18 protein-coding genes are annotated in these 21,387 nt (G+C 59.1%); 4 read left to right on the forward strand and 14 right to left on the reverse strand.

Features of this window, described 5'->3' with window-relative positions:
• Positions 1–510 (reverse strand): MFS transporter (locus E1297_RS12130; protein ID WP_155138402.1); only part of this gene is annotated, 510 nt, incomplete at its 3' end.
• Between the two features lie 109 nt (positions 511–619).
• Entirely contained in the window at positions 620–2,002 is a 1,383-nt protein-coding gene (locus E1297_RS12135) for an MFS transporter (protein WP_196223285.1), read from the reverse strand.
• 195 nt (positions 2,003–2,197) lie between these two features.
• Between E1297_RS12135 and E1297_RS12140 the strand changes: the two genes are divergently transcribed.
• On the forward strand, positions 2,198–2,911 hold the full coding sequence (locus E1297_RS12140) for a PEBP family protein (protein WP_196223286.1): 714 nt from the start codon (positions 2,198–2,200) through the stop codon (positions 2,909–2,911).
• 68 nt (positions 2,912–2,979) lie between these two features.
• On the opposite strand, the gene E1297_RS12145 is transcribed toward E1297_RS12140, so the two are convergent.
• From E1297_RS12145 to E1297_RS12180, 8 genes are all read right to left on the reverse strand, one after another.
• The gene (locus E1297_RS12145; RefSeq protein ID WP_155138408.1) at positions 2,980–3,819 is read right to left on the reverse strand and encodes a dipeptide ABC transporter ATP-binding protein; all 840 of its coding nucleotides are present in this window, start codon (positions 3,817–3,819) and stop codon (positions 2,980–2,982) included.
• Complete coding sequence (locus E1297_RS12150) at positions 3,820–4,656, reverse strand: ABC transporter ATP-binding protein (protein ID WP_155138410.1); 837 nt, start codon at positions 4,654–4,656, stop codon at positions 3,820–3,822.
• 3 nt (positions 4,657–4,659) lie between these two features.
• On the reverse strand, positions 4,660–5,589 hold the full coding sequence (locus E1297_RS12155) for an ABC transporter permease subunit (protein ID WP_155138412.1): 930 nt from the start codon (positions 5,587–5,589) through the stop codon (positions 4,660–4,662).
• A gap of 16 nt (positions 5,590–5,605) precedes the next feature.
• Complete coding sequence (locus tag E1297_RS12160; protein WP_155138414.1) at positions 5,606–6,613, reverse strand: ABC transporter permease subunit; 1,008 nt, start codon at positions 6,611–6,613, stop codon at positions 5,606–5,608.
• A gap of 117 nt (positions 6,614–6,730) precedes the next feature.
• Positions 6,731–8,335: an ABC transporter substrate-binding protein gene (locus E1297_RS12165; RefSeq protein WP_155138416.1), complete on the reverse strand. Its 1,605-nt coding sequence runs from the start codon at positions 8,333–8,335 to the stop codon at positions 6,731–6,733.
• Positions 8,336–8,633: 298 nt separating this feature from the next.
• On the reverse strand, positions 8,634–10,124 hold the full coding sequence (gene glpK, locus E1297_RS12170; protein ID WP_155138417.1) for a glycerol kinase GlpK: 1,491 nt from the start codon (positions 10,122–10,124) through the stop codon (positions 8,634–8,636).
• A gap of 64 nt (positions 10,125–10,188) precedes the next feature.
• The gene (gene glpD / locus E1297_RS12175) at positions 10,189–11,709 is read right to left on the reverse strand and encodes a glycerol-3-phosphate dehydrogenase (RefSeq protein ID WP_155138419.1); all 1,521 of its coding nucleotides are present in this window, start codon (positions 11,707–11,709) and stop codon (positions 10,189–10,191) included.
• A gap of 160 nt (positions 11,710–11,869) precedes the next feature.
• Positions 11,870–14,227: a mechanosensitive ion channel domain-containing protein gene (locus tag E1297_RS12180; protein ID WP_196223287.1), complete on the reverse strand. Its 2,358-nt coding sequence runs from the start codon at positions 14,225–14,227 to the stop codon at positions 11,870–11,872.
• 319 nt (positions 14,228–14,546) lie between these two features.
• Here E1297_RS12180 and E1297_RS12185 point away from each other — a divergent pair, with 319 nt between their 5' ends.
• Positions 14,547–15,653 carry a DUF2336 domain-containing protein gene (locus E1297_RS12185; RefSeq protein WP_155138423.1) on the forward strand — a complete coding sequence of 369 codons (1,107 nt, stop codon included), beginning with the start codon at positions 14,547–14,549 and terminating at the stop codon, positions 15,651–15,653.
• Here E1297_RS12185 and E1297_RS12190 read toward each other — a convergent pair.
• The 3 genes from E1297_RS12190 to fliI all read right to left on the reverse strand — a co-directional run bounded on the left by E1297_RS12190 (position 15,650) and on the right by fliI (position 17,982).
• A complete protein-coding gene (locus E1297_RS12190; protein ID WP_244327735.1) occupies positions 15,650–16,114 on the reverse strand; it encodes a paraquat-inducible protein A in 465 nt (154 codons plus the stop codon). The two genes, E1297_RS12185 and E1297_RS12190, sit on opposite strands and share 4 nt — an antisense overlap.
• Before the next feature lie 105 nt (positions 16,115–16,219).
• Positions 16,220–16,627 carry a flagellar export protein FliJ gene (gene fliJ, locus E1297_RS12195; RefSeq protein ID WP_155138425.1) on the reverse strand — a complete coding sequence of 136 codons (408 nt, stop codon included), beginning with the start codon at positions 16,625–16,627 and terminating at the stop codon, positions 16,220–16,222.
• 29 nt (positions 16,628–16,656) lie between these two features.
• Positions 16,657–17,982, reverse strand: coding sequence for a flagellar protein export ATPase FliI (fliI, locus tag E1297_RS12200; RefSeq protein WP_368669540.1), 1,326 nt, complete (start codon positions 17,980–17,982; stop codon positions 16,657–16,659).
• A 373-nt stretch (positions 17,983–18,355) separates the two neighbouring features.
• On the opposite strand from fliI, the gene ctrA reads away from it, so the two are divergent.
• Complete coding sequence (gene ctrA, locus E1297_RS12205) at positions 18,356–19,048, forward strand: response regulator transcription factor CtrA (RefSeq protein WP_155138427.1); 693 nt, start codon at positions 18,356–18,358, stop codon at positions 19,046–19,048.
• A 162-nt stretch (positions 19,049–19,210) separates the two neighbouring features.
• On the opposite strand, the gene E1297_RS12210 is transcribed toward ctrA, so the two are convergent.
• A complete protein-coding gene (locus tag E1297_RS12210; protein ID WP_155138429.1) occupies positions 19,211–20,182 on the reverse strand; it encodes an MBL fold metallo-hydrolase in 972 nt (323 codons plus the stop codon).
• A gap of 285 nt (positions 20,183–20,467) precedes the next feature.
• Here E1297_RS12210 and E1297_RS51265 point away from each other — a divergent pair, with 285 nt between their 5' ends.
• Positions 20,468–21,328, forward strand: coding sequence for a LytTR family DNA-binding domain-containing protein (locus tag E1297_RS51265; protein WP_196223288.1), 861 nt, complete (start codon positions 20,468–20,470; stop codon positions 21,326–21,328).
• Positions 21,329–21,387 lie beyond the last annotated feature (59 nt).

The raw sequence follows: 21,387 nt of genomic DNA on the forward strand, positions 1-21,387 counted from the left end.
GTTGATCCAGAAGATCCAGCGCCAGGAAACGTATTCGGTCAAGGCCCCCCCCAGAAGGGGTCCGGCCGCCAGCAGCACTGATCCGATCGATCCGCCCAGTCCCAGAGCCGTCCCTCGAAGCCCGGGCGGAAACGAAATGGTAATCATCGCAACAAACAACGGGAAGATGATCGCGGCGCCCAGTCCCTGACAGGCACGGGCTGCAATCAACATGGTGCCGGATTGCGCAAAACCGCCAATGATCGAGAAACTGCCAAAAACCGCCAACCCGATCAGAAACATCTTCAGGATCCCGAACTGATCCGCGAGCTTTCCGCCGACAGCCACGAAACAGGCAAAGGACAGCAGGTAGGCATTGACCACCCAATGTGCCTGCGTGGACGTCAAACCGAGATCCGCCTGAATGGTCGGCAAGGCGACACCGACCACGGTCTCGTCCAGCAGGATCAATCCCAGGACACCGCTGACCGCTCCCAATAGCCACCAGGGCCGGTTCTTTTCAGAGATCATGCCACCGTCTTTCCGAGGACCACAAGGATTGGGGAATCGGGAGAAAATCCGAAAACCTTCACGTGATCATATGTTCCGTGACCTGTTCCGCAACAGGGGTGTCAGCTTTCTAGTTCTTGCCGGAACCGCCAGATCCCGGGGGCATGGGTGAAGGTGTCCGGAAACCATACAGACAGAACAGGTAAACAAGGACGGTCAATCCTGCTGTAATCGCAAACACAGAGGGATAATCACCGCTTCCCGACAGCGCAGCGCTGGAGACCGCAATGCTGACGGTGCCGCCGATCGACTGGGCCGTCATGGAAATGCTGCCCCCCATGCCATGTTTTTGCTCGGGAAGGGCCTCCATGACCACGACCTGGGCCGGGAGGAACATCGTCGGAAATGCAAAACCGCCGATGAACAGACCGGCGGTGAGGATGTAGATGTTGTTCCAAAAAACAGCTGCCGTAATCACGAGCATGCAGACAAACAGAATGCCGAGCCCCAGATAGATCAGCCGCGCGGGCGGAATGCGATCCGCCAGATATCCGCTCAAAGGAGCTGCAAACGGTTCCGGAATTGCCGAAACCATGATCAGGACACCCGCCCAGAACGCATCGAGACCCAACTCCTGCTGGGCATAAAGCGCCGCAAACACAATAATCGGCATCTTTGCGTAGGAGCCGGCAATCATCACAAGATTACTGGCCGCAAATTGCGTTTTCGTGAAAAGCTCGACTTCAATCAACGGGTCGGTCTTGTGTCTTTCGACAAGTACAAAACCGATCAGGAGAATGGCCCCCGACAGAAAAAGCAGCAGGATGGCCGGAGTGTCCCATCCCCATCTGTCCGCCTCCATCAACGCGAACACAACGCAAAACATGCCGGAGGCCAACAGCAGCAAACCGGTCCAGTCAATCGGCGCAGGCGGCGGACGCTCGGCATCACGCCAGGCCGCGATCGTGAACACCGCAATGGCAATCGCAATGGGCGGCGTCACCCAAAAAATCCAGCGCCAGGACAGAAACTCGGTCAGGACACCGCCAATGAAAGGCGCGGCCGTCATGAAAACGGTCGCAATCACAGCGCCCAATCCCAGAGCCATTCCCCGCTGGTTTTTAGGAAACGTGACGGTGGTCATGGCGACCGATAGCGGAAACAGTATCGCGCCCCCGATCCCCTGAACGGCCCGGGCCGCAATCAGCAGGAAACCATTTCCGGCAAATCCGGCAATAACCGACGCTGCGGCGAAAACAGCAAGACCAAACAGGAAAACCTTCAACAATCCGATCTGGTCCGCGATTTTGCCGCACACGGCAACGAAACAGGCAAAGGACAGAAGATAGGCGTTGACCACCCAGTGTCCGGAGGTCTCCGACAGCCCGAGTTCGGATTGAATGGTCTCCAGTGCCACCCCGACCACAGGGCCGTCAAACAACACCAGCCCGATCGCCGTGCTAACCGGCCAAAGCAACCACCACCGGCGATTTTTTTCGGTTATGAGCCGCATCAAGGTTCCCGGGCTGCCTGAGTATGCTGCCTGCGTAGATGGTCTTCGGCAGATATATGGATTGACACGATAGTTGCGCGTCACAGGTGCCTGGAGCAAGGACAATTGCAGTCTGACACACTCGACCGCGTGACTTCCCGCCCGGATTGGCTCATTTTTCAAGTGTTGTTGGTGCAGAATAGGGTCACAAACGCCATGCCTTTTCCTGTTGTACCGCGCTCCAAGTGCCGTTCTTGCGGTTCCGCGCTGTTTGCAGCACTCCTCGTCCCGCTTGTTTTTGTCAGCCCCGTGACGGCTCAACAAACCGAGCCGGCGGACAAGCGCCAGATCCGGGCCGATGTCTGGGCCGACAACTGGTTCAAGCTTCATGCCAACGGACGGCTCGTGCTTGAAGACCGGGTCCCGATCACGACCGAACGGTCCTTCAATGTGGAATGGGGAACCTTTGAAGCCTCCGCGCCGGTGACGCTGGCACTGGAGCTGCGCGATTTCATGGAAAATGAAACCGGACTTGAATATATCGGTTCGCGCCGCCAGCAGCTGGGCGATGGCGGGGCCATTGCGCAATTCAAGGACGCGGCAACAGGTGAGCTGATTGCGGTGACCAGCGAGGAGTGGCGCTGCAAGGTGGTCCAGAGGGCGCCGCTGGATGAAGCCTGCGAGTTTGAAAGCAGCCCCGAAGTTGATCAGGGCGCGTGCCGGCAGGAGACGGCGCAGGTCCCCGAAGGCTGGAACCAACCCGGTTTCGATGACAGCGCCTGGCCGGTGGCCACGCTTTATTCATCCTCGGATGTGCAGCCCAAACGTGGATACCATCAGGTCGAGTGGGATCCGTCTGCCAGTTTCATCTGGGGGCCGGATCTGAAAAAGGACAATATCGTGCTTTGCCGCCTGACAATCGGCGGCTGAATACAGGAAGGCCCGGCCCGCCCCCCTTTTGGGATAACAGACCGGGCCGGTTTTCCATGCATCCGACGTCAGGCGGCCGCCTTGTTCTTTTTGGCAAGACGGGCACGGATGCTGTCGACATCGGCGCGCGGCGTCGCGGCAAACAGCGTCTTGGTGTAGTCGTGCTGCGGGTTGTCGAAGACCTCGTCCCGCGTGCCGTATTCGACCACTTCACCGAAATACATCACCATCACCTTGTCGGCGATGTAGCGCACCACCGACAGGTCGTGGCTGATGAACACGTAAGTCAGCCCCATCTCTTCCTGCAGATCGGCCAGAAGATTGAGGATCTGTGCCTGAACCGACAGGTCGAGCGCCGAGACCGGCTCATCGAGCACCAGCAGTTTCGGCTTCATCATGATCGCCCGGGCAATCGCGATGCGCTGACGCTGACCACCGGAGAACATGTGCGGATAGCGGCCGTAATGTTCGGGCTGCAGACCGACCTTTTCCAGCATGCTCAGGGCCAGGTCGCGGCGCTCTGCAGCCGGCATGTCCGTGTTGAGCAGGAGCGGCTCTTCCAGCACGTGACCGATTTTCTGGCGCGGGTTGAGCGAACCATAAGGGTTCTGAAAGACGATCTGCACCTTCTGGCGCATGTCCTTCGAAATCCCTGTTCTGGAAATATCGATCGGCAGACCGTCCACCTCGATGGTCCCGGAGGTCTGGCCATCGATCATGGTCAGCATGCGGGCAAGCGTCGACTTGCCGCAGCCGCTTTCCCCAACCACCGCAAGCGTGGTGCCACGCTCGACATCGAAGCTGACGCCCTTGACCGCCGTCAGGCTGGTCGCCTTGCGGAACATGGACGCCTTGGTCTCGTAGACGCGATACAGATCGCGCACTTTCAAAATGGCATCATCGCTCATCTAGAAGCCTCCCGCCTTGGCGAAATCGCTGACCGTCGGCAGACGGTCACCGGTCGCGTTTTCCGGCAGCGCCGACAGCAGCGCCTTGGTGTAGGGGTTCTGCGGGTTCTCGAACAGGGAGAGCACGTCGGCCTCTTCCATCTTGCGGCCCTTGTACTGGACAATCACCCGGTCGGCGGTTTCAGCGACCACACCCATGTCATGGGTGATCATGATCAGGCCCATGCCGCTTTCCTGCTGCAGGTTGACCAGCAGATCCAGAATTTGCTTCTGGATGGTCACGTCGAGCGCGGTGGTCGGCTCGTCGGCAATCAGCAGCTTCGGACGGCAGGCAATTGCCATGGCGATCATCACGCGCTGGCACTGGCCGCCGGACATCTGGTGCGGGAACGCATCGACCCGTGATTCGGGGTCGGGCAGGCCGACCGAATGCATCAGCTCGATCACCCGGTCCTTGCGCTGGCGTGCATTCAGATCGGTGTGGATCTTGAGCGTTTCGGCCAGTTGAAACCCGACCGTGAAACACGGATTGAGGCTTGCAATCGGTTCCTGGAAGATCATCGAAATATCGCGGCCGATGACCTTGCGCCGTTCCTTGACCGACAATTTGCGAAGGTCCAGCCCCTCGAAGTCCATCTTGTCGGCCGTGATCGTCGCGGTATCCGGCAAGAGGCCCATGGTTGCGAGCATGGCGACCGATTTGCCCGAGCCGGACTCCCCGACGATGGCAACGACTTCTTCGGCATCGACGGTGTAGTCGACGCCGTCGAGCGCCCTGAACGGGCCGCTTGCGGTGTCGAACTCGACCCTCAGGTTTCTGATTTCAAGAAGCGGCATGGCTTAGCTCCTCTTCAGCTTGGGATCGAGCGCATCGCGCAGGCCGTCGCCGACCAGATTGATGGCAAGAACGGTGATCAGGATCGCAAGACCCGGGAAGGTCACCACCCACCATGCACGCAAAATGAATTCGCGCGCTTCGGCGAGCATGGTGCCCCATTCGGGTGTTGGCGGCTGCGCGCCCATGCCGAGAAAGCCGAGGGCGGCCGCATCCAGAATGGCGGTCGAGAAAGACAGCGTTGCCTGCACGATCAGCGGTGCCAGACAGTTCGGCAGGATCGTCTTGAACATCAGCCGGAAATGGCTTGCACCGGCGACCTTGGCGGCAACCACATAATCGCGCGAGCGCTCGGACAGCACCGCTGCCCGGGTCAGACGAACGAAATGCGGCTGCAACACGATCGCAATCGCGATCATCGCATTGATCAGGCCGGGGCCGAGAATGGCCACCAGCACAAGGGCGAGCAGCAGGGACGGGAACGCCAGAATAACGTCCATGACACGCATGATGAACGTGTCGACCGAGCCGCGCATGTAGCCGGCGATAACACCGATGACGATTCCGCCCGTCAGGGCAATGGTCACCACGATGACGCCGATGATCAGCGAGAACTGCGCGCCATAGATCAGCCGCGACAGGATATCGCGGCCAACCGCGTCGGTGCCGAGGAGAAACGCGGCCTTGCCGCCTTCTTCCCAGAACGGGGGAACCAGAAAGCTGTCGCGATACTGGAAGTCCGGATCATGCGGGGCAATCAGCGGCGCAAAAACGGCCGTGATCACAAGCGCCGTAAAGACGATCAGCCCAAGCACCGCGCCCTTGTTCTGGGAGAAATAATACCAGAACTCGAGCAGACGCTCCCGGGTGGCATTGCGGCTCTCCTGAGCCAGTTTTTCGATATCGGCCGTTTTGACCGGGGAATTCTTGTTCATATTCTCTCCCTCGGCGTCAATTGTGGCGGATGCGCGGATTGACCAGACCGTAAAGCACGTCGACGATCAGGTTCACGGTCATGACGATGGCCGCAATCAGCAACAGGCCGCCCTGCACCACGAAGTAGTCACGCCGCGAAATGCTGTCGACCAGCCACTTGCCGATCCCCGGCCACGAGAAGATGGTCTCCGTCAGGATGGCACCGGCCAGCAGGACACCGACCTGAAGACCGATGGTGGTGATCACCGGGATCAGCGCGTTGCGCAAGGCGTGCAGTCCGATCACCCGGCGGGCCGGCAGGCCCTTGGCCCGGGCAGTACGCACATAGTCCTCGCCGAGGACTTCCAGCATGGCAGACCGGGTCTGGCGTGCGATCACCGCAAGCGGAATGGTCGCGAGCACGACGGACGGCAGGATCAGGTGCTGGACTGCTGACAGGAAGGCGCCCTTTTGCCCCGACAACAGACTGTCGATCAGCATGAAGCCGGTGACCTGCGGGAAGAAGTACATCAGCGAAATCCGGCCGGACACCGGGGTCCATTGCAGGATGCCGGAGAAGAAGATGATCAGCAGCAGGCCCCACCAGAAGATCGGCATGGAATAGCCGACAAGCGCTGTGCCCATCACGGCCTGATCGGCGACCGAGCCGCGCTTGACAGCAGCGAAGATACCGGCCGGGATGCCGATCGCCACGGCGATGATGATCGCACACAGCGCCAACTCGGCGGTTGCGGGGAACAGGGTCAGAAATTCGTCGAGAACAGGCTTCTTCGAGACGAACGAGGTTCCGAGATCGCCCTGAAGCAAACCGGTCAGATAGTCCGTGTATTGCTGCCAGAGCGGCTTGTCGAAGCCCATCTGGGCCATCAGTTCCGCCCGGCGTTCCGGTGAAATACCGCGTTCTCCGGCGAGCAGTTCAAGAGGATCGCCAGGTATCAGGCGAATAAAGCCAAAGGCGACGACCGTGACACCCAGGAATGTCGGTATCAACAACCCCAGCCGGCCCAGGAAAAAGCGAAGCATGGTTTTCAGGATCCAGATGTAACTGGCCAGCGGAACCGCTCAGTCGTACTGGCAATTCCACCGGCCAAATTAACGATGTGCAATGACGTCTACATCAATGCACAATTTTGAGCAAACTTACTGTGCGACGTCGACGCCCTTGAACCAGTGGCCACCAAGCGGGTCCATCACGTACCCAGTCACCTTGGAAGACATCGGCATGAAGACGACCGAGTGTGCAATGGTTGCCCACGGGGCTTCTTCCTTGAACACCACCTGCGCTTCTTCATAAAGCTTGGTCCGCTCTGCCTTGTCGTTTGTCACCTTCGCCTTCTGGATCAGAGCTTCAAACTCTTCGTTACACCATTGGGCACGGTTGGAACCGCCAACACCGTCACAGCCAAGCAGAACCGCAAGGAAGTTGTCCGGATCGCCATTGTCGCCGGTCCAGCCGAGCAGAACGGCACCGTCACGCTCAACGTCCTTGGAGCGGGCCAGATACTCGCCCCATTCATAGGAGACGATTTCGACGTTCACGCCAATGTTGGCGAAGTCGGCCTGAATCACCTCTGCCATACGGCGGGCATTCGGGTTGTACGGACGCTGGACAGGCATTGCCCAGATCTTCATGGACAGGTCTTCAACACCGGCAGCTGCCAGCATTTCCTTGGCCAGTTCCGGATTGTAGTCGTCGTCTTCAACCGCGTTGTTGTAGGACCACATGGTCGGCGGGATCGGGTTCTTGGCCGCCTGACCGGAGCCCTGGAACACGGCGTCCAGAATGGCCTGCTTGTTGATCGCGTGGTTCAGCGCCTTGCGGACCTGACGGTTGTCGAACGGAGGCATCTTGGTGTTGTAGCCAAGGTAACCGACGTTCAGGCCCTGCTGTTCCATAAGGGTCAGGTTGGCGTCGTCGCGGATGTCGGCAATGTCGGCCGGGGCCGGATACGGCATCACGTGGCACTCGCCAGCCTTCAGCTTCTGAAGACGAACGGCAGCATCCGGAGTGATGGCGAAGATCAGGTTGTCGACCGGCTGCTTGCCGTCCCAGTAATCGGCAAAGCCCTGATAACGGATCACGGCATCCTTCTGGTAGCCCACGAAGGAGAACGGACCGGTGCCGACCGGCTGCTGGTTCAGCTGTTCCTTGGTGCCGGCCTTTTCAAGCTGTTCTGCGTATTCGGCGGACAGGATCGAGGCGAAGTCCATACCGAGGTTCGCGATCATCGGCGCTTCCGGGCGGTTCAGAACGAACTTGACCGTATAGTCGTCGACCTTGACGATTTCCTTGATCAGCTCCGGCATGGACATGCCGTTGAAATATTCCCAGGACGCACCGGCGGTGTACTGGTGCCAGGGATTGTCCTTGTTCAGCTGACGATCAAACGAGAAGATCACGTCGTCGGCATTGAAGTCGCGGGTCGGCGTGAAGAAGTCGGTCGAGTGGAACTTCACACCCTTGCGCAGGTTGAAGGTGTACTCCAGACCGTCCTCGGACACTTCCCAGCTTTCGGCCAGGCCCGGCTCGACTTCCGTGGTGCCAAGCTTGAACTCGACCAGGCGGTTGAAAACCTGCTTGGAGGACGCATCAAACGTGGTGCCGGAGGTGTAAAGAGCGGCATCAAAACCTTCCGGAGACCCTTCCGAGCAGTAGACCAGAGTCTTTGCCGACGCGCCTGTCGCCGCGATCACGGCAAGGCTGGCGCCGAGAAGGGATGCCTTCAGGGTGTTGCGGATTTTCATCAAACTGTTCTCCCCTTGATGAAGCTGCGGGGCCTCGCATCATTGTTAGTCGTGCGAAGAGTTGAGCCCACGCCAGCGCAAACTAAGGCTTGTTTTCGCCACAAAATCAACCGCCGAAAAATTTCTAATTTTGGCTCGGAAACGAAATATTTATACTCTGCTGGCGGCATTTTCACAGCGTCTGGCGACAAAACGCTGCTCAGATTAGAACATGCTTCCCAAAGGAAAGCGCACCGCATCAGGCGCGCTAACCCCTTGATATTATTATAATTGCGAATACTCGCAAGGATAGTTGATATCACGCGGAGGATCGGGTCCGGCGGACCGCATCCCGCCACCCGGCGAGCAAATGCTCGCGCATCGGGCCGTCCATGTCCGGTTCAAAACGCCGGTCCAGATGCCACTTTTCTGCAAATTCTTTCTGTCCCGGCCACACACCGGCCTTTGATCCGGCCAGCCACGCCGCTCCCAGCGCGGTGGTTTCGGCAACCCTCGGACGGTCAACCGGCGCGCCCAGAATGTCGGCTAGGAATTGCATGGTCCAGTCGGATGCGCTCATGCCGCCATCGACGCGCAGAACGGTGTCCCCGCCTGCCCCCCAGTCGTCCTGCATCGCATCGAGCAGGTCGCGGGTCTGGTAGCCGACGCTCTCTAGCGTCGCGCGGGCAAAATCAGCCGGACCGGTCGCACGGGTCAGTCCGAAAATTGCCCCGCGCGCATCCGCATCCCAATGCGGTGCACCGAGACCGACGAATGCGGGAACCAGATAGATCCCATTCTTCCGGTCTGCCTGCTCAGCCAGTTCCTGAGATTCCCCGGCGGACTTGATCAGCCCGAGGCCGTCACGCAGCCACTGCACCGCAGCCCCCGCCACAAAGATCGAGCCTTCCAGCGCGTAGGTTGTCTCTCCGTTGAGGCGGTAGGCAATGGTGGTCAATAGACGGTTGCGGGAAGGCACAGGCTTGGTGCCTGTATTGATCAATGCAAAACAGCCGGTGCCATAGGTCGACTTGACCATACCCGGCTCGAAACAGGCCTGGCCAAGGGTCGCTGCCTGCTGGTCGCCGGCAACGCCTAGGATCGGCAAGGGCTTTCCGAAAAGATCGGCCCGGGTCATGCCGAAATCGTCGGCGCAGTCCTTGACCTCCGGCAAGAGGCTCATCGGAATGTTGAGGAGCCCGCACAGCTCCTCGTCCCAGCTGTTCTCATGAATGTTGAAAATCAGGCTGCGGGACGCGTTGGTTGCGTCGGTGACATGCGATTGGCCGCCGGTCAGGTTCCAGATCAGCCAGCTGTCAACGGTTCCGAAGGCCAGTTCGCCGCGCTCGGCACGTTCGCGCACGCCGTCCACATTGTCGAGGATCCAGGCGATCTTGGTGCCGGAAAAATACGGATCGACCAGAAGACCGGTCTTCTCCGTAAAGACCGCCGCATGCCCGTCGGCACGCAGCTTGTTGCAGAAGTCCGACGTGCGCCGGTCCTGCCACACGATGGCATTGTATACCGCCTTGCCCGTTTTCCGGTCCCAGATCAGCGTCGTTTCGCGCTGATTTGTAATCCCGATGGCGGCCACGCCGTCGATCCCCACATGGGCGCGTTCCAGCGCTTCCCGGCAAACCGATGCGGTGGTCGACCAGATATCCTCCGGGTCATGCTCGACCCAGCCGGACTTCGGAAAATGCTGCGGGAATTCACGCTGCCCGACACTGATTGGCTGAAAATCAGCTCCAAACAAGATGGCACGACTGGATGTCGTCCCCTGATCGATCGCCAAAATGGCACCGGCCATGGCAAATCCCCCCAAGAAATAGGTTCGTGTTCTTTATAGGCTCGACAGAATTGTCAGCGGTTCTTTATGCAGCCGCACCGGCCTTTTGGGCAAGATACCCCGACAGAAAGCTTTCGAGCCTGACCACATCGGCCTTGTCCAGCCGGAGGCCAAGCTTCGACCGCCGCCAGATGATGTCATCCGCAGCGCGGGCCCATTCGCGGTCTGCAAGCCACTTGACCTCGCTTTCGTAAAGATCGGCGCCGAAATGGGTGCCAAGCTCTTCAAGGCTCCCGGCGTCGTCAAGAATGGTTTTCGCGTCGCGGCCGTAAGCATGCATCAACCGCTTTGCAAAACGCTCATTCAGGAACGGATAGGCCTGACGCAGGCCGGCGACTTCCTTGTCGAAATCAAGCACGGGGAAATCGCCGCCCGGCAGAGGCGCATAAGCGGTCCAGACACCGCGCTTGAACGGCAGGAACGGCTCGATTTTCTGAAGAGCGTGTTCGGCAAGCTTACGGTAGGTCGTGATCTTTCCGCCGAAGACCGACAACAAGGCCGGCCGGCCCTCGCCGCCTTCCAGCTCCAGCACATAATCACGTGTTGCCGCCTTGGCTTCCGTCGCCCCGTCATCATAGAGCGGACGAACGCCGGAATAGGTATGGACGACATCATCCTTGCGAACCGGCTTCTCGAAATATTCACTCACCGCCTTGCAGAGGTAATCGACTTCTTCCGGCGAAATCGCGACCTCGCCCGGGTCGGCCTGATAATCGACGTCAGTCGTCCCGATCAGCGTGAAGTCTGTCTCATAGGGAATGGCGAAGATAATCCGCCCGTCGCCGTTCTGGAAAATGAAACAGCGGTCATGCTCATAGAGCTTCGGAACAATGATGTGACTGCCCTTGACGAGACGCACTGCAGAGGTCTGGTTCGAGCCGACAACTCCCGACAGCATTTCCGCCACCCAGGGGCCTGCTGCATTCACCAGCACGGATGCGGTGACCGTGCGCTCCTCGCCGGTGGCAAGGTCCTTCAACACCACGGACCAGAGCTTGCCGTCGCGCCGGGCGCTGATGCACTTGGTCCGGGTCAGGATGTCCGCACCCCGGTCGGCGGCATCGCGCGCATTCAGAACCACGAGCCGGGCATCTTCAACCCAGCAGTCCGAATATTCGAAGCCCTTCTTGTAAAGCGCCTTAAGACCATCGGAAAACGGTGCCCGGTCGAGCTTGACGGTCTTGGTCGCCGGCAACAGCTTGCGGCCGCCCAGATGGTCATACATGAACAGGCCGAGGCGCAGCATCCAGGACGGCCGCAGGTCCTTGTGGTGAGGCAAAATGAAACGCAGCGGCCAGACGATATGCGGGGCCGCGCGCCACAACACTTCACGCTCTTTCAGCGCTTTGCGCACAAGGTCGAACTCGTAGTATTCCAGATACCGCAAGCCGCCGTGAATCAGCTTCGTTGACGCCGAGGACGTCGCGCCCGCAAGGTCTCCCATCTCGGCCAGAAGGACACTGGCACCGCGGCCCACGGCATCTCTGGCAATGCCGGTTCCGTTGATTCCGCCGCCGATGACCACGAGATCGTAGTCTGGTGCCATGTTCGCCTCCGCTATAGCCGCATACGCGTATTATTGTTGGAAACGAAAATAAAACGAAACTCTCCGAAATTCAATCAAACAAAAAACGCGCATCCACTTTTCGCAGACGCGCGCCAGGAAGTTTCAGGATTTGAAGACGTTAGAGCGGGACAAACCGCTCTCATCGCTCTCCTTCAGGCGGGGCATCGTCCTCCAGCCGGGCAGGCGCAGGTGCATTTCCGGTCTGGTCTGCCGTTTTCGCTTTCAGGTCTTCAGCCGCAGAAGGTGCTGCCACGTGATATGTCACCTGCGGGAACGGAATGTCGATATCCTGTTCGTCAAAGACATCCTTGACGAACTCGTTATAGGCACGCCCGGTGGCCCATTGGTTCCCGGGTGTGGTCTTGATCCGGGCGCGGATATTGATCGAACTGTCAGCGAATTCGGTCACGCCGTGCATCTCGAGGCCGCCAATGATTTCACGCTTGAAATCCGTCTCGCTCAGCCGGCGGAAAGCCTCCTCCATCGCGGCCTTGGCCTTGCGGATATCCGTGTCATAGGAAACGCCGATCAAGGCGACATGATAGGAAAAGTCGCGCATGAAGTTGGAGACCATACTCACCGACGAGAAGGGAATGAAGTGCGTCGTCCCGCTCAGGTCACGCATCTTGACCGACCGGACCGTGAGCCGTTCCACGGTGCCGGTGATCCCGCCAACGGTGACCACGTCACCTTCGTTGATGGCGTTTTCGATCTGGATAAAGGCACCTGTGATGATGTCCTTGACCAGCGTCTGCGCACCAAAGGAGATGGCAAGACCCACCACACCGGCACCGGCAATCAGCGGTCCGATATTCACGCCGACTTCGGACAGGGCCAACAGGGCCGCCATGACAATGACCACGACAGTAAAGCCGTTCCGGAACAGCTGGAACAGGGTGCGCGCCCGTGACGTGACAATGTAGCCGTCCCTTTCGCGCAGGCGCAGGTCAACCCACGCCATCACCGCCAGCCAGAAAACGAAGGCCGCCAGCACGACCAGGGCTGCGGAGCTGTACCGGCCCAGGAATGCGGAGCCTTCCGCACTTTGCACCCAGGAGAGAAACCCGATCACGCCCCAAATATCGAGCAGGATCAAAACCGTCACAAGGAAAACGATCAACCGGAACAGCTTCAAGAACCGCGGCACGAACGCATTCAGACGGTTCTGAAGTGCCGGAAGGCTTTCTCGCCAATCGTTTGGCAGACGAATACCTCCGGATATCGCCCTGGCCACGACCAGAGACACCAGCATGCTGCCCATGACTGTCAGAATGGAAAGGCCGGTGGCCCGCATGACAATCGCAACGGCATCAAAGGGGCGGAACAGCCAGACCCCCAGCACGACCAGAACATAGGCATAGGCAACGAGGCTCCAAAGACCCGCGAGCCGCTTCAGTGTCCTGCGCGCCAGTTCGCTGGACAGGTTGGACGCATAGTCGCGGATGCCGGAACTGACCACCCGCTGATTGTGCCGGATCAGCGCCAGAACGAAGATCGCACCGACAAGGGCCACCAAAAAGCGGATGGTGTTGCCGACCAGAAAAGAAACCGAGATGTTCGCCGCCGGAACGGCCAGCATGATGCCGTATCCAAGCCAGAACACCACAAATCCCAGCCGCGACGTCCAGTACCGCGCAGGCTGATCCCCGAAAGGCAACAGCCTCAGCTCGGGACGGTCCGGCGCAAAGACAAAACGCAATCCCACTTTTACAAGACCGGTCACCATGAACGCATTCAGCGCCAGGCTCTCCATGGTCGTCACACCGCTGTCGAGCGGCCCGATTGCCAAGATTGCCACCGCATAGCCGCCAATCCAGCCAATTCCGACGGTCAAGGCGTCCGCAGCCGTGGTGACAAGCAAATAGGCTGCCCGGGTGAGCCAGCCGCCATGCCGGACCTGTGCATGAAAGCGTCTGTAGGTCGCCACCAGCGCCCACTGGCCAAGCTTGAACAAGGCCATTGCGGAAACAAGAACTGCGCCCATTTGCAAAAGCGCATCTCCAACCCGCGGCCAGTCGATTCTAATCGTTCCGTCAAGCAGCAACGTCGCCCCATTGAGGGAACGCTCTACCCGCTCCCAAAGCACCACGAGGTTGTCCGCAATGAGCTTGGTATATGCGCTCAGCTGAACCGCAAACGGCTGGGATGCTGCCTCACCCTCTTTGTCTTCAACCGCTTTGGACTGTTCACCTGAAGCCGTGGCTCCGGTTTCGGGGCTGGCGGCCGCAGGATTGTCGGCAGCCTCCCCGGTGTCCAAGGATTGCAATTGCTCGATCAATGCCGCGCGGCCCTTGGGGTCCTGCAAGAGATCGATAAGCGCTTTGCGCGCATCTTCGACCGAAACTCCGGAGCTGGCACCTTCAGGTCCCCCCGCTCCGTTTTGGGGGGCATCCGGCGTTTGCGCCGACGGAGTGGCAGTACCGGTTTGCTGCGCCTGCGCAGCGCATGAAAAAACAAGCAATAAGGAAAAACAGATTGCGCGGAAGAAGAGAACCATGAAATTCGCCAAGACCTTGTAGCAAGACCGCTGCGGGAACGAGCGGTCAAGCGCAGAGGGTAACCACATCAGCGGTCGAAACAAGAGCCTGCAACCGCAGAAGTGGCGTTCCCCAAAGGGAAAGTGTTATTGATGTCAATTTCCGGCGACAGCTTGCAGCCTGAGCCAACATCAAACTGTAAAAACCGGGACAAGAAACGTCTTCCCAAAGCGTAAACTTCCACGCTTGTTGTTTTATCGTAGGGATTGAAGACATTGTTTCTTTTTGGTAACGGAAAACTCACAATGCTGGACCACCCTTCATTTGTAAGGGGGAGTGATGCTTTCTTCATTGATAAATATGGCGATCAAAGAGGCGCCGGACTCCAAGGGCACCCTGATGCTCAGGGTCGCAGAGCTGTGCCTTGACGGTCTTGCGGACCGGTCGCAGGGCGAGAAACAGCTGTTTGCCGATGTCATTCTCACGCTCTACGCGCAGGCTGACGCTGAACAGCGGGCAGCACTCGCCCGGCAACTTGCCATGTATGCCGATATCCCGCCGCACCTTGCGAGACATATCGCCGAGGACACAATCAATATCGCAATGCCTGTCTTGCTTCAGAGCGAGGCACTGACCCCGGAAGACATGGCCGGTATCGCAGAAACTGCCAGCCCGGCGCATCTTCAGATTCTGGCGCACAGGCCCGACCTCAAGATGATCGCGTCGGATGTGATTGTCCGCCGCGGAGATCGGGAGACAAGATGTCTGATTACGGAAAACACCGACATCAGACTGTCCCGTCAGAGCCTCTTGTTGCTGGCGGAGGCAGCAGAGACCGACGAATTGTTGCGAGGGCCGCTGATCAATCGCGCCGATCTGACACCGGCTGTGTGCCAGCGCATGCTGACCTACGTTTCCGGGGAAACCCGGGCACAGTTGCTCAAGGCGCTGGAAAACGTCCTGCCTCCGGAGCAACGCAACCAGATCACGCGTCTCCGGCAGCTGCGCAAGGAGTTCGCGGGCAAACTGCGCGGATTGAACATCCGCCAATTGTGGCGTGAAGCAAAACATGCAGGCATCACGCTTGACGAACTCGTGATCCTGCTGCTTCAGGACAAACGCCTGGACGACGTCTGCCAGATATTGGCCCACGTTACCCGCAGGCCAACAAAAGAAATCCACACTGCAATTCTGGACGGGAGCGAGGATCAGGTCGTCGATATTGCGCTGAGCGCCGGTCTGGAACCGCAGACCTTGACGGTCCTGGCACAGGCCCGTTGCAAGGCACTCGCCCTTCCGGCGGCACAAGCAAAATCCTGGACCAAAGCCTATCTGGGACGTCTGGAAGCCCTGCGCCGGGCCCCTGACCAGAACACATCCGCCTTCGCACCGAAACGGCGTGGCAAACACTCAAAGGGGCGCGTGGTTCGCAACCAGACGCTCTAACCGACACGCACGCCGTTGATACGTCTTGCAAAATAGGCAGCCGCTGCGGTTGTGAGGGTTGCCGTCGCATAGAGCCACAATCCAGGCAAAGCGACTGCGCTTGCCAGACCGCTGGTCTTTGCGGCAAACAGCACCAATGCCACCAGCATGACATCCAGCATTGACCATTTGCTGACACTGGACAGCAGCGCCAGATGCCGGGCGGGCGCACCTGTTATGGCAGCCACGTGCGTGAGCACGATCTTCACGGCAGGCAGCAGAACCGAAAACAGCAGGATCACCACCGCCAGCACAGGTTCGCCGCCCTGCCACAGGTTTCGAATGATCTCCAGAAGAGACGGACGGTCTTCGAGGAAATAGAGCCGCTCGAAGCGCATCAACGGCAAGGTGATGCCGAGCGCAAAGGAAAACGTGGCGACGGGAAGCAGCAAGGCGACGAGCAAACGCATGCCGTCAGTCATAGCGCTGCTGCGGGACGCTGGCCAGATGCCATTGCGTGCACGAAAGAAAAGCGGCCGGCCAATAGCCAAACCGCACCGGCTGTCGCGGAGGAGAGGAAGCGCGGCCTAGCGGGCCTGTGCACGGCCCGCAATTTCATCAAGCTGATCCTGCTCGGCCATTTCCTGGGCGGACCGTTCGCGCAACAGGTCGCGCTCGGCGAGAAGCTCGAACTTTTTCAGTTCCTCGATTGCCTCGCTCAACTCGTCCCGGGCCTTCTCGTACTGACCGTTGAGTTCAAGCGCGGAGTTTCTCAAATTGTCCCGCCGGGTGGCCGCGGCCTTCGCGAAGGTCGGGTAGGCAAAATGGGACACATCCGTAATCCCGACCCGCTCCTGCTCGCTTGCAATCTGGTCGTCCAGCTCGTCGGCCATGCGGTTGAACTCGGCGATCATCGCCTCGATCTGCGCAAGTTGCCGCCGTTTATCATCTACCTGAAACCGCTTCAGGCGCATAAGACTGTCTCGGGTCTTCATGACTCAATACTCCCCTTACAGCGCCCAGTTTAGCCCCGAGTCATTTCCAAAAGGTTGGCAAGTTGGCGATACCCCTCGTCAAGCGGAGTTGCCTCGCCTTTTGCCTGGTTCAAAAAGGTTTCGATCGGTTCGAACCTGTCGATCGCCTCGTCCACCACCGGATCGGATCCCTTGCGATAGGCGCCGAGGCGAATGAGTTCCTCCATGTCCGAATAGGTCGACAACAGCTTGCGCGCCTGCCTCAAGACCGGCAGGTGTTCTTCCGGTACGCAACGCGGCATCGTCCGCGAAACCGACTTGAGCACATTGATGGCCGGATAGCGGCCGCGTTCCGCGATCCCGCGCTCCATGACGATGTGCCCGTCAAGAATACCGCGCACCGCATCGGACACCGGCTCGTTGTGATTGTCGCCTTCCACCAGAACCGTGAACAGGCCGGTGATCGAGCCCGCCCCCGCCTTTCCGGGCCCTGCCCGCTCCAGCAGCTTGGGCAATTCAGTAAACACGGTCGGCGTGTAGCCCTTCGAGGTTGGCGGTTCTCCAACCGACAATCCGATTTCCCGTTGCGCCATCGCAAACCGGGTCACCGAATCCATCATGCACAACACGTTCTCGCCCTGATCGCGAAAGTGCTCGGCAATCGTCATGGTAAGATAGGCTGCCTGCCGGCGCATCAGCACGCTTTCATCAGACGTGGCCACCACAACGACAGAGCGCTTGAGGCCTGCCTCGCCAAGATCGTCCTCGATAAACTCCTGAACCTCGCGGCCACGCTCTCCGATCAGGCCGATCACGGCGACACCGCACTGTGTGTTGCGCGCCAGCATGGACATCAGCACCGACTTGCCGACACCGGAGCCTGCAAAAATTCCCATCCGCTGCCCCTCGCAGCAGGTCACAAACGTGTTGAGCGCCCGTACTCCGAGGTCAAGCGGCGGGCCGACACGGACGCGCTCCGACGCCATTGGCGGTGCACTTCGCAATTTGCGAGGCACTCCGCCATTTTCAAGCTTGCCTTTACCATCCATTGGCTGGCCAAGTGCGTTGACCACCCTGCCGAGCCAAGAACCGGCCGGATGAACGACACTGTCCCGTGCCCGGATGATCGCCTTGCACCCCATGCGGACGCCTTCAAGACCCATGAACGGCATGCAAAGCGCCCGGCCTTCCCGGAACCCGACCACTTCTGCCGGGATTTTCGGATTGTCGTCTCCGGCTTCGATCTCGAGAACCGAGCCCACGCTCATCTCGTGGACCGGACCGGCAATCTCGACCAGGAGCCCCTGAACCGCCGCAACGCGGCCGTAGATTTCCTCCGGCAAGATCGAATCAATTTCGGCAAAAAGCGCCTTCACGGCCGATTCCTTTCTGGAGCCCGCGGGTTTGGTAACCGATCGTTTACGACTCTCATTAACATTAACCATAGGAATGCTGGCAAGCGAGGGCTTTTCAGGCATCCAATGGCACTGAAAAATCGAGTCTGTTAGGAATCGGCTACCGCCGTTTTCTAAAGCGATACCTCAAGTTTGGAAATCGGAGGATTTTTATTCCGATTCAAGAACTTGAGCTTTGTTAACAGATTCGTTTTATCCGCTGTTGCTGCTGGGAATCATATTTTGTTAACCATAAGTCTCTTAAGATTGAGTCGGGGTTATAATCAGTCCTTAGTAGCAGGCGCCGACACAGCCGTTGCGACGTGCCTAGGAAAGGCGACGAAAGGGGATTGGCATGCGTGTCTTGTTGATTGAGGATGACAGCGCGACTGCGCAGAGCATCGAGCTGATGCTGAAGTCCGAAAACTTCAATGTCTACACGACGGATCTTGGCGAGGAAGGCATCGACCTCGGAAAGCTCTACGACTACGACATCATCATGCTGGATCTGAATCTTCCGGACATGTCCGGGTACGAGGTACTTCGTACCTTGCGCGTGTCGAAGGTGAAAACCCCGATCCTGATCCTCTCGGGCAATGCCGGCATCGAGGACAAGGTGCGCGGCCTTGGTTTCGGCGCTGACGATTACATGACCAAGCCCTTCCACAAGGACGAGCTGGTCGCCCGCATCCACGCCATCGTGCGCCGCTCCAAGGGCCATGCCCAGTCGGTCATCGTCACCGGAAACCTCCGGGTCAATCTGGACACAAAGACCGTCGAGGTTGGCGGCCAGCGTGTGCACCTGACCGGCAAGGAATACCAGATGCTGGAGCTGCTCTCCCTGCGCAAGGGAACGACGCTCACCAAAGAGATGTTCCTCAACCATCTCTATGGCGGCATGGACGAGCCGGAACTGAAAATCATCGACGTCTTCATCTGCAAGCTGCGCAAGAAGCTTGCGGCAGCCGCCGAGGGCAACAATTACATCGAGACCGTCTGGGGCCGCGGCTACGTGCTGCGCGAGCCGGAAATCGAGCAAGCCGCCTGATCGAAGGGCCTCCGCGTCCGCATTCCACTTAGTCCGGTTTTCCTGAAGACCCTCGTGCCAGCGAGGGTTTTTTGTTGGCAGTCATTCCCCTTTCTTGACTCAAAAAACGGCCGGACAGGAGCCCGGCCGTTCTGGCTGATTTACGATCTACAAAATGCCTGACTACATCCGCAGCTGGTAACTCTCGGGCACATAGCGGTAGCCGCCGCCGTTTGCCTCGACGTAACCGACTGCCGGGAACGGCATGTGGTAGCCGACAAACGGCACCTTGTCGCTCGCCAGCATGTCAAGTACCTGCTTGCGAGTGGCCGCGGCCGCTTCCTTGTCCATGTCGAAGCGAACTTCCCACTCCGGCTTCGCCAGCGACCAGGCATAGTGATTGGCAAAATCGGCTGCGAGCAACAGCTGCTCGCCATTGTTTTCCAGCATGTAGAGCATGTGCCCCGGTGTGTGCCCGAAGGCCGGAACCGCGGTGATGCCCGGTGCGACGCTGTCACCACCGCCGATGAAGGTCATCTTGTCCGCAAGCGGCTTGACATTCTTGGCCATGAGTTTGGTCACGCCATTGGCCTCCGGGTCCATGCCCGACCAGAAGTCGTATTCCTGCTGGCCGGTGACATAGCGTGCATTCGGGAACGCCGGAGCGCCACCTTCCATCAACCCGCCGATATGGTCCGGATGCATATGGGTCAGGACGACAACATCGACTTGTTCGGGCGTATAGCCCGCACTTTCAAGCGCAGCACGCATGTTGCCGCGTGCCGGACGGCCACCCTCCCCGACTCCGGCGTCAAACAGGACCAGCTCATTGCCCGTGTTCACCAGCGTCGGCGTGAAAAAGGCAGTGAAGGAATCACTGGGTATGAAGTTGGCGGACGAATGGGCATTGAACGTGTCGGCGTCGACATTCATCCCGAAGGTTTTTTGCGGATCCCCCACCGGAACGGCACCGTCCAGCAAAGTGTTGACCTCGAAATCCCCAACCCCGTAGCGGGAAACCGGGCGCACCATGGCCCCCTGCTTTTCGGCAGCAGCCTGTGCAATGCCCGTCGAGGCAAGGGTTGCCCCAACAGCCATACCGCCCGCACCCAACAGAGCTGCACGGCGGGTCAGGTCAATCTTCACGCGTCCCATATGATATCACTCCCGAACCTTTGGCGGCGCGCCGGGTTTGACCCGGACACTCCATAAGAAAATTCCCCTGCGGTCTGCCGTGTTGTTTTCATAAGCAGATCCCGAGACGCATATTTGGCGCAGGCCGGAAAAATAGCGAGAGCTGCAGCCTGTTTACCCGCGAGAATTTCGCCAATTCTCCAAATCGACAAAAAAAGCCATAAAATTCATATATTTAAATTGAATTCCATTCATGCAGCACGAATGGTATCGTGAATGGAGAGCCGAATTCCGGGAGAAACGGGTGTGACATCCACGGTCCGACTGCAAATGGCCCTGATTGCAGGCTTGACTGCATTGACGCTGGCAGCCTCCGAGGTCGCCCGCCCGGCCGGGTGGTCGGCGCTGGACATCTACGCCTACTGGATCTGCCGGCTGGCAATCGAAACGGTGCTGTTCATCGGCATGCTGGAACTGTGTCTGCACAACCGCACCCTGCAGGCCCGGCGCTGGATTGCCGCTGCGGGCGCGGCAGCGCTGAGCTTCATTCCCTTCGTGCTGGCCATCACCGCGCTCGACATCATTCTGGGCATTCCGGAACTGGATCTCGCGGCCACGGCCGTCCCGGCTGGCAGTGCTGCTCCGACCCAGTTGTCCGCTTTCTACCGGGAACTCGGCTACCTGATCGACAACCACATCTTTGTCAGCGCGCTGATCAGCGTTCCGGCCCTTTTCGCGCCCCCGGCTGAACAGGCCCCGCCCCTGACCGAAACCTCACCTGCAGCAAAAGACACCGGGAACACCCCCGCCCCGACACGCATGGACAAAGGCATTCTGACGCGGATCGAACCGCCTCTCGACGGAAACCTGATCCGGGCAGAGGCACAGGAACACTATGTGAAGCTGGTCACCGAGAGGGAAACCCGGATGGTGCTCTACCGGTTTTCAGACATCCTGCATGAGCTGCCGGGCGGGCTCGGCCTTCAGGTTCACCGCAGCCACTGGGTGGCTTTTGACGGCGTGACCGGCTTGTTGCGCCACAGGACCAGTGTGAAACTCGAAATGGCCGACGGCGAAATCGTTCCGGTCAGCCGCAAGTTTGCGTCTCAGGCAGAGGCTGCATTCACGAGTCTCAAACCGGAAAACCGGCAACCACTGGCAAGCTGAAGACGGACAACATGAATGATTTGGCCTTGCGTCACAAAAGTGGCGATGACGCCATAAGG

It is taken from the genome of Roseibium sp. RKSG952 (assembly GCF_009711355.1).

Coding starts and splice junctions, on each gene's coding strand:
- E1297_RS12155 (WP_155138412.1), bottom strand. CDS start 5,589: ATGAACAAGAATTCCCCGGTCAAAACGGCCGATATCGAAAAACTGGCT.
- E1297_RS12160 (WP_155138414.1), bottom strand. CDS start 6,613: ATGCTTCGCTTTTTCCTGGGCCGGCTGGGGTTGTTGATACCGACATTC.
- E1297_RS12165 (WP_155138416.1), bottom strand. CDS start 8,335: ATGAAAATCCGCAACACCCTGAAGGCATCCCTTCTCGGCGCCAGCCTT.
- glpK (WP_155138417.1), bottom strand. CDS start 10,124: ATGGCCGGTGCCATTTTGGCGATCGATCAGGGGACGACATCCAGTCGT.
- fliJ (WP_155138425.1), bottom strand. CDS start 16,627: ATGAAGACCCGAGACAGTCTTATGCGCCTGAAGCGGTTTCAGGTAGAT.
- E1297_RS12180 (WP_196223287.1), bottom strand. CDS start 14,227: ATGGTTCTCTTCTTCCGCGCAATCTGTTTTTCCTTATTGCTTGTTTTT.
- E1297_RS12145 (WP_155138408.1), bottom strand. CDS start 3,819: ATGAGCGATGATGCCATTTTGAAAGTGCGCGATCTGTATCGCGTCTAC.
- E1297_RS12140 (WP_196223286.1), top strand. CDS start 2,198: ATGCCTTTTCCTGTTGTACCGCGCTCCAAGTGCCGTTCTTGCGGTTCC.
- E1297_RS12185 (WP_155138423.1), top strand. CDS start 14,547: ATGCTTTCTTCATTGATAAATATGGCGATCAAAGAGGCGCCGGACTCC.
- glpD (WP_155138419.1), bottom strand. CDS start 11,709: ATGGCACCAGACTACGATCTCGTGGTCATCGGCGGCGGAATCAACGGA.
- E1297_RS12190 (WP_244327735.1), bottom strand. CDS start 16,114: ATGACTGACGGCATGCGTTTGCTCGTCGCCTTGCTGCTTCCCGTCGCC.
- E1297_RS12210 (WP_155138429.1), bottom strand. CDS start 20,182: ATGGGACGCGTGAAGATTGACCTGACCCGCCGTGCAGCTCTGTTGGGT.
- ctrA (WP_155138427.1), top strand. CDS start 18,356: ATGCGTGTCTTGTTGATTGAGGATGACAGCGCGACTGCGCAGAGCATC.
- E1297_RS12150 (WP_155138410.1), bottom strand. CDS start 4,656: ATGCCGCTTCTTGAAATCAGAAACCTGAGGGTCGAGTTCGACACCGCA.
- E1297_RS12135 (WP_196223285.1), bottom strand. CDS start 2,002: ATGCGGCTCATAACCGAAAAAAATCGCCGGTGGTGGTTGCTTTGGCCG.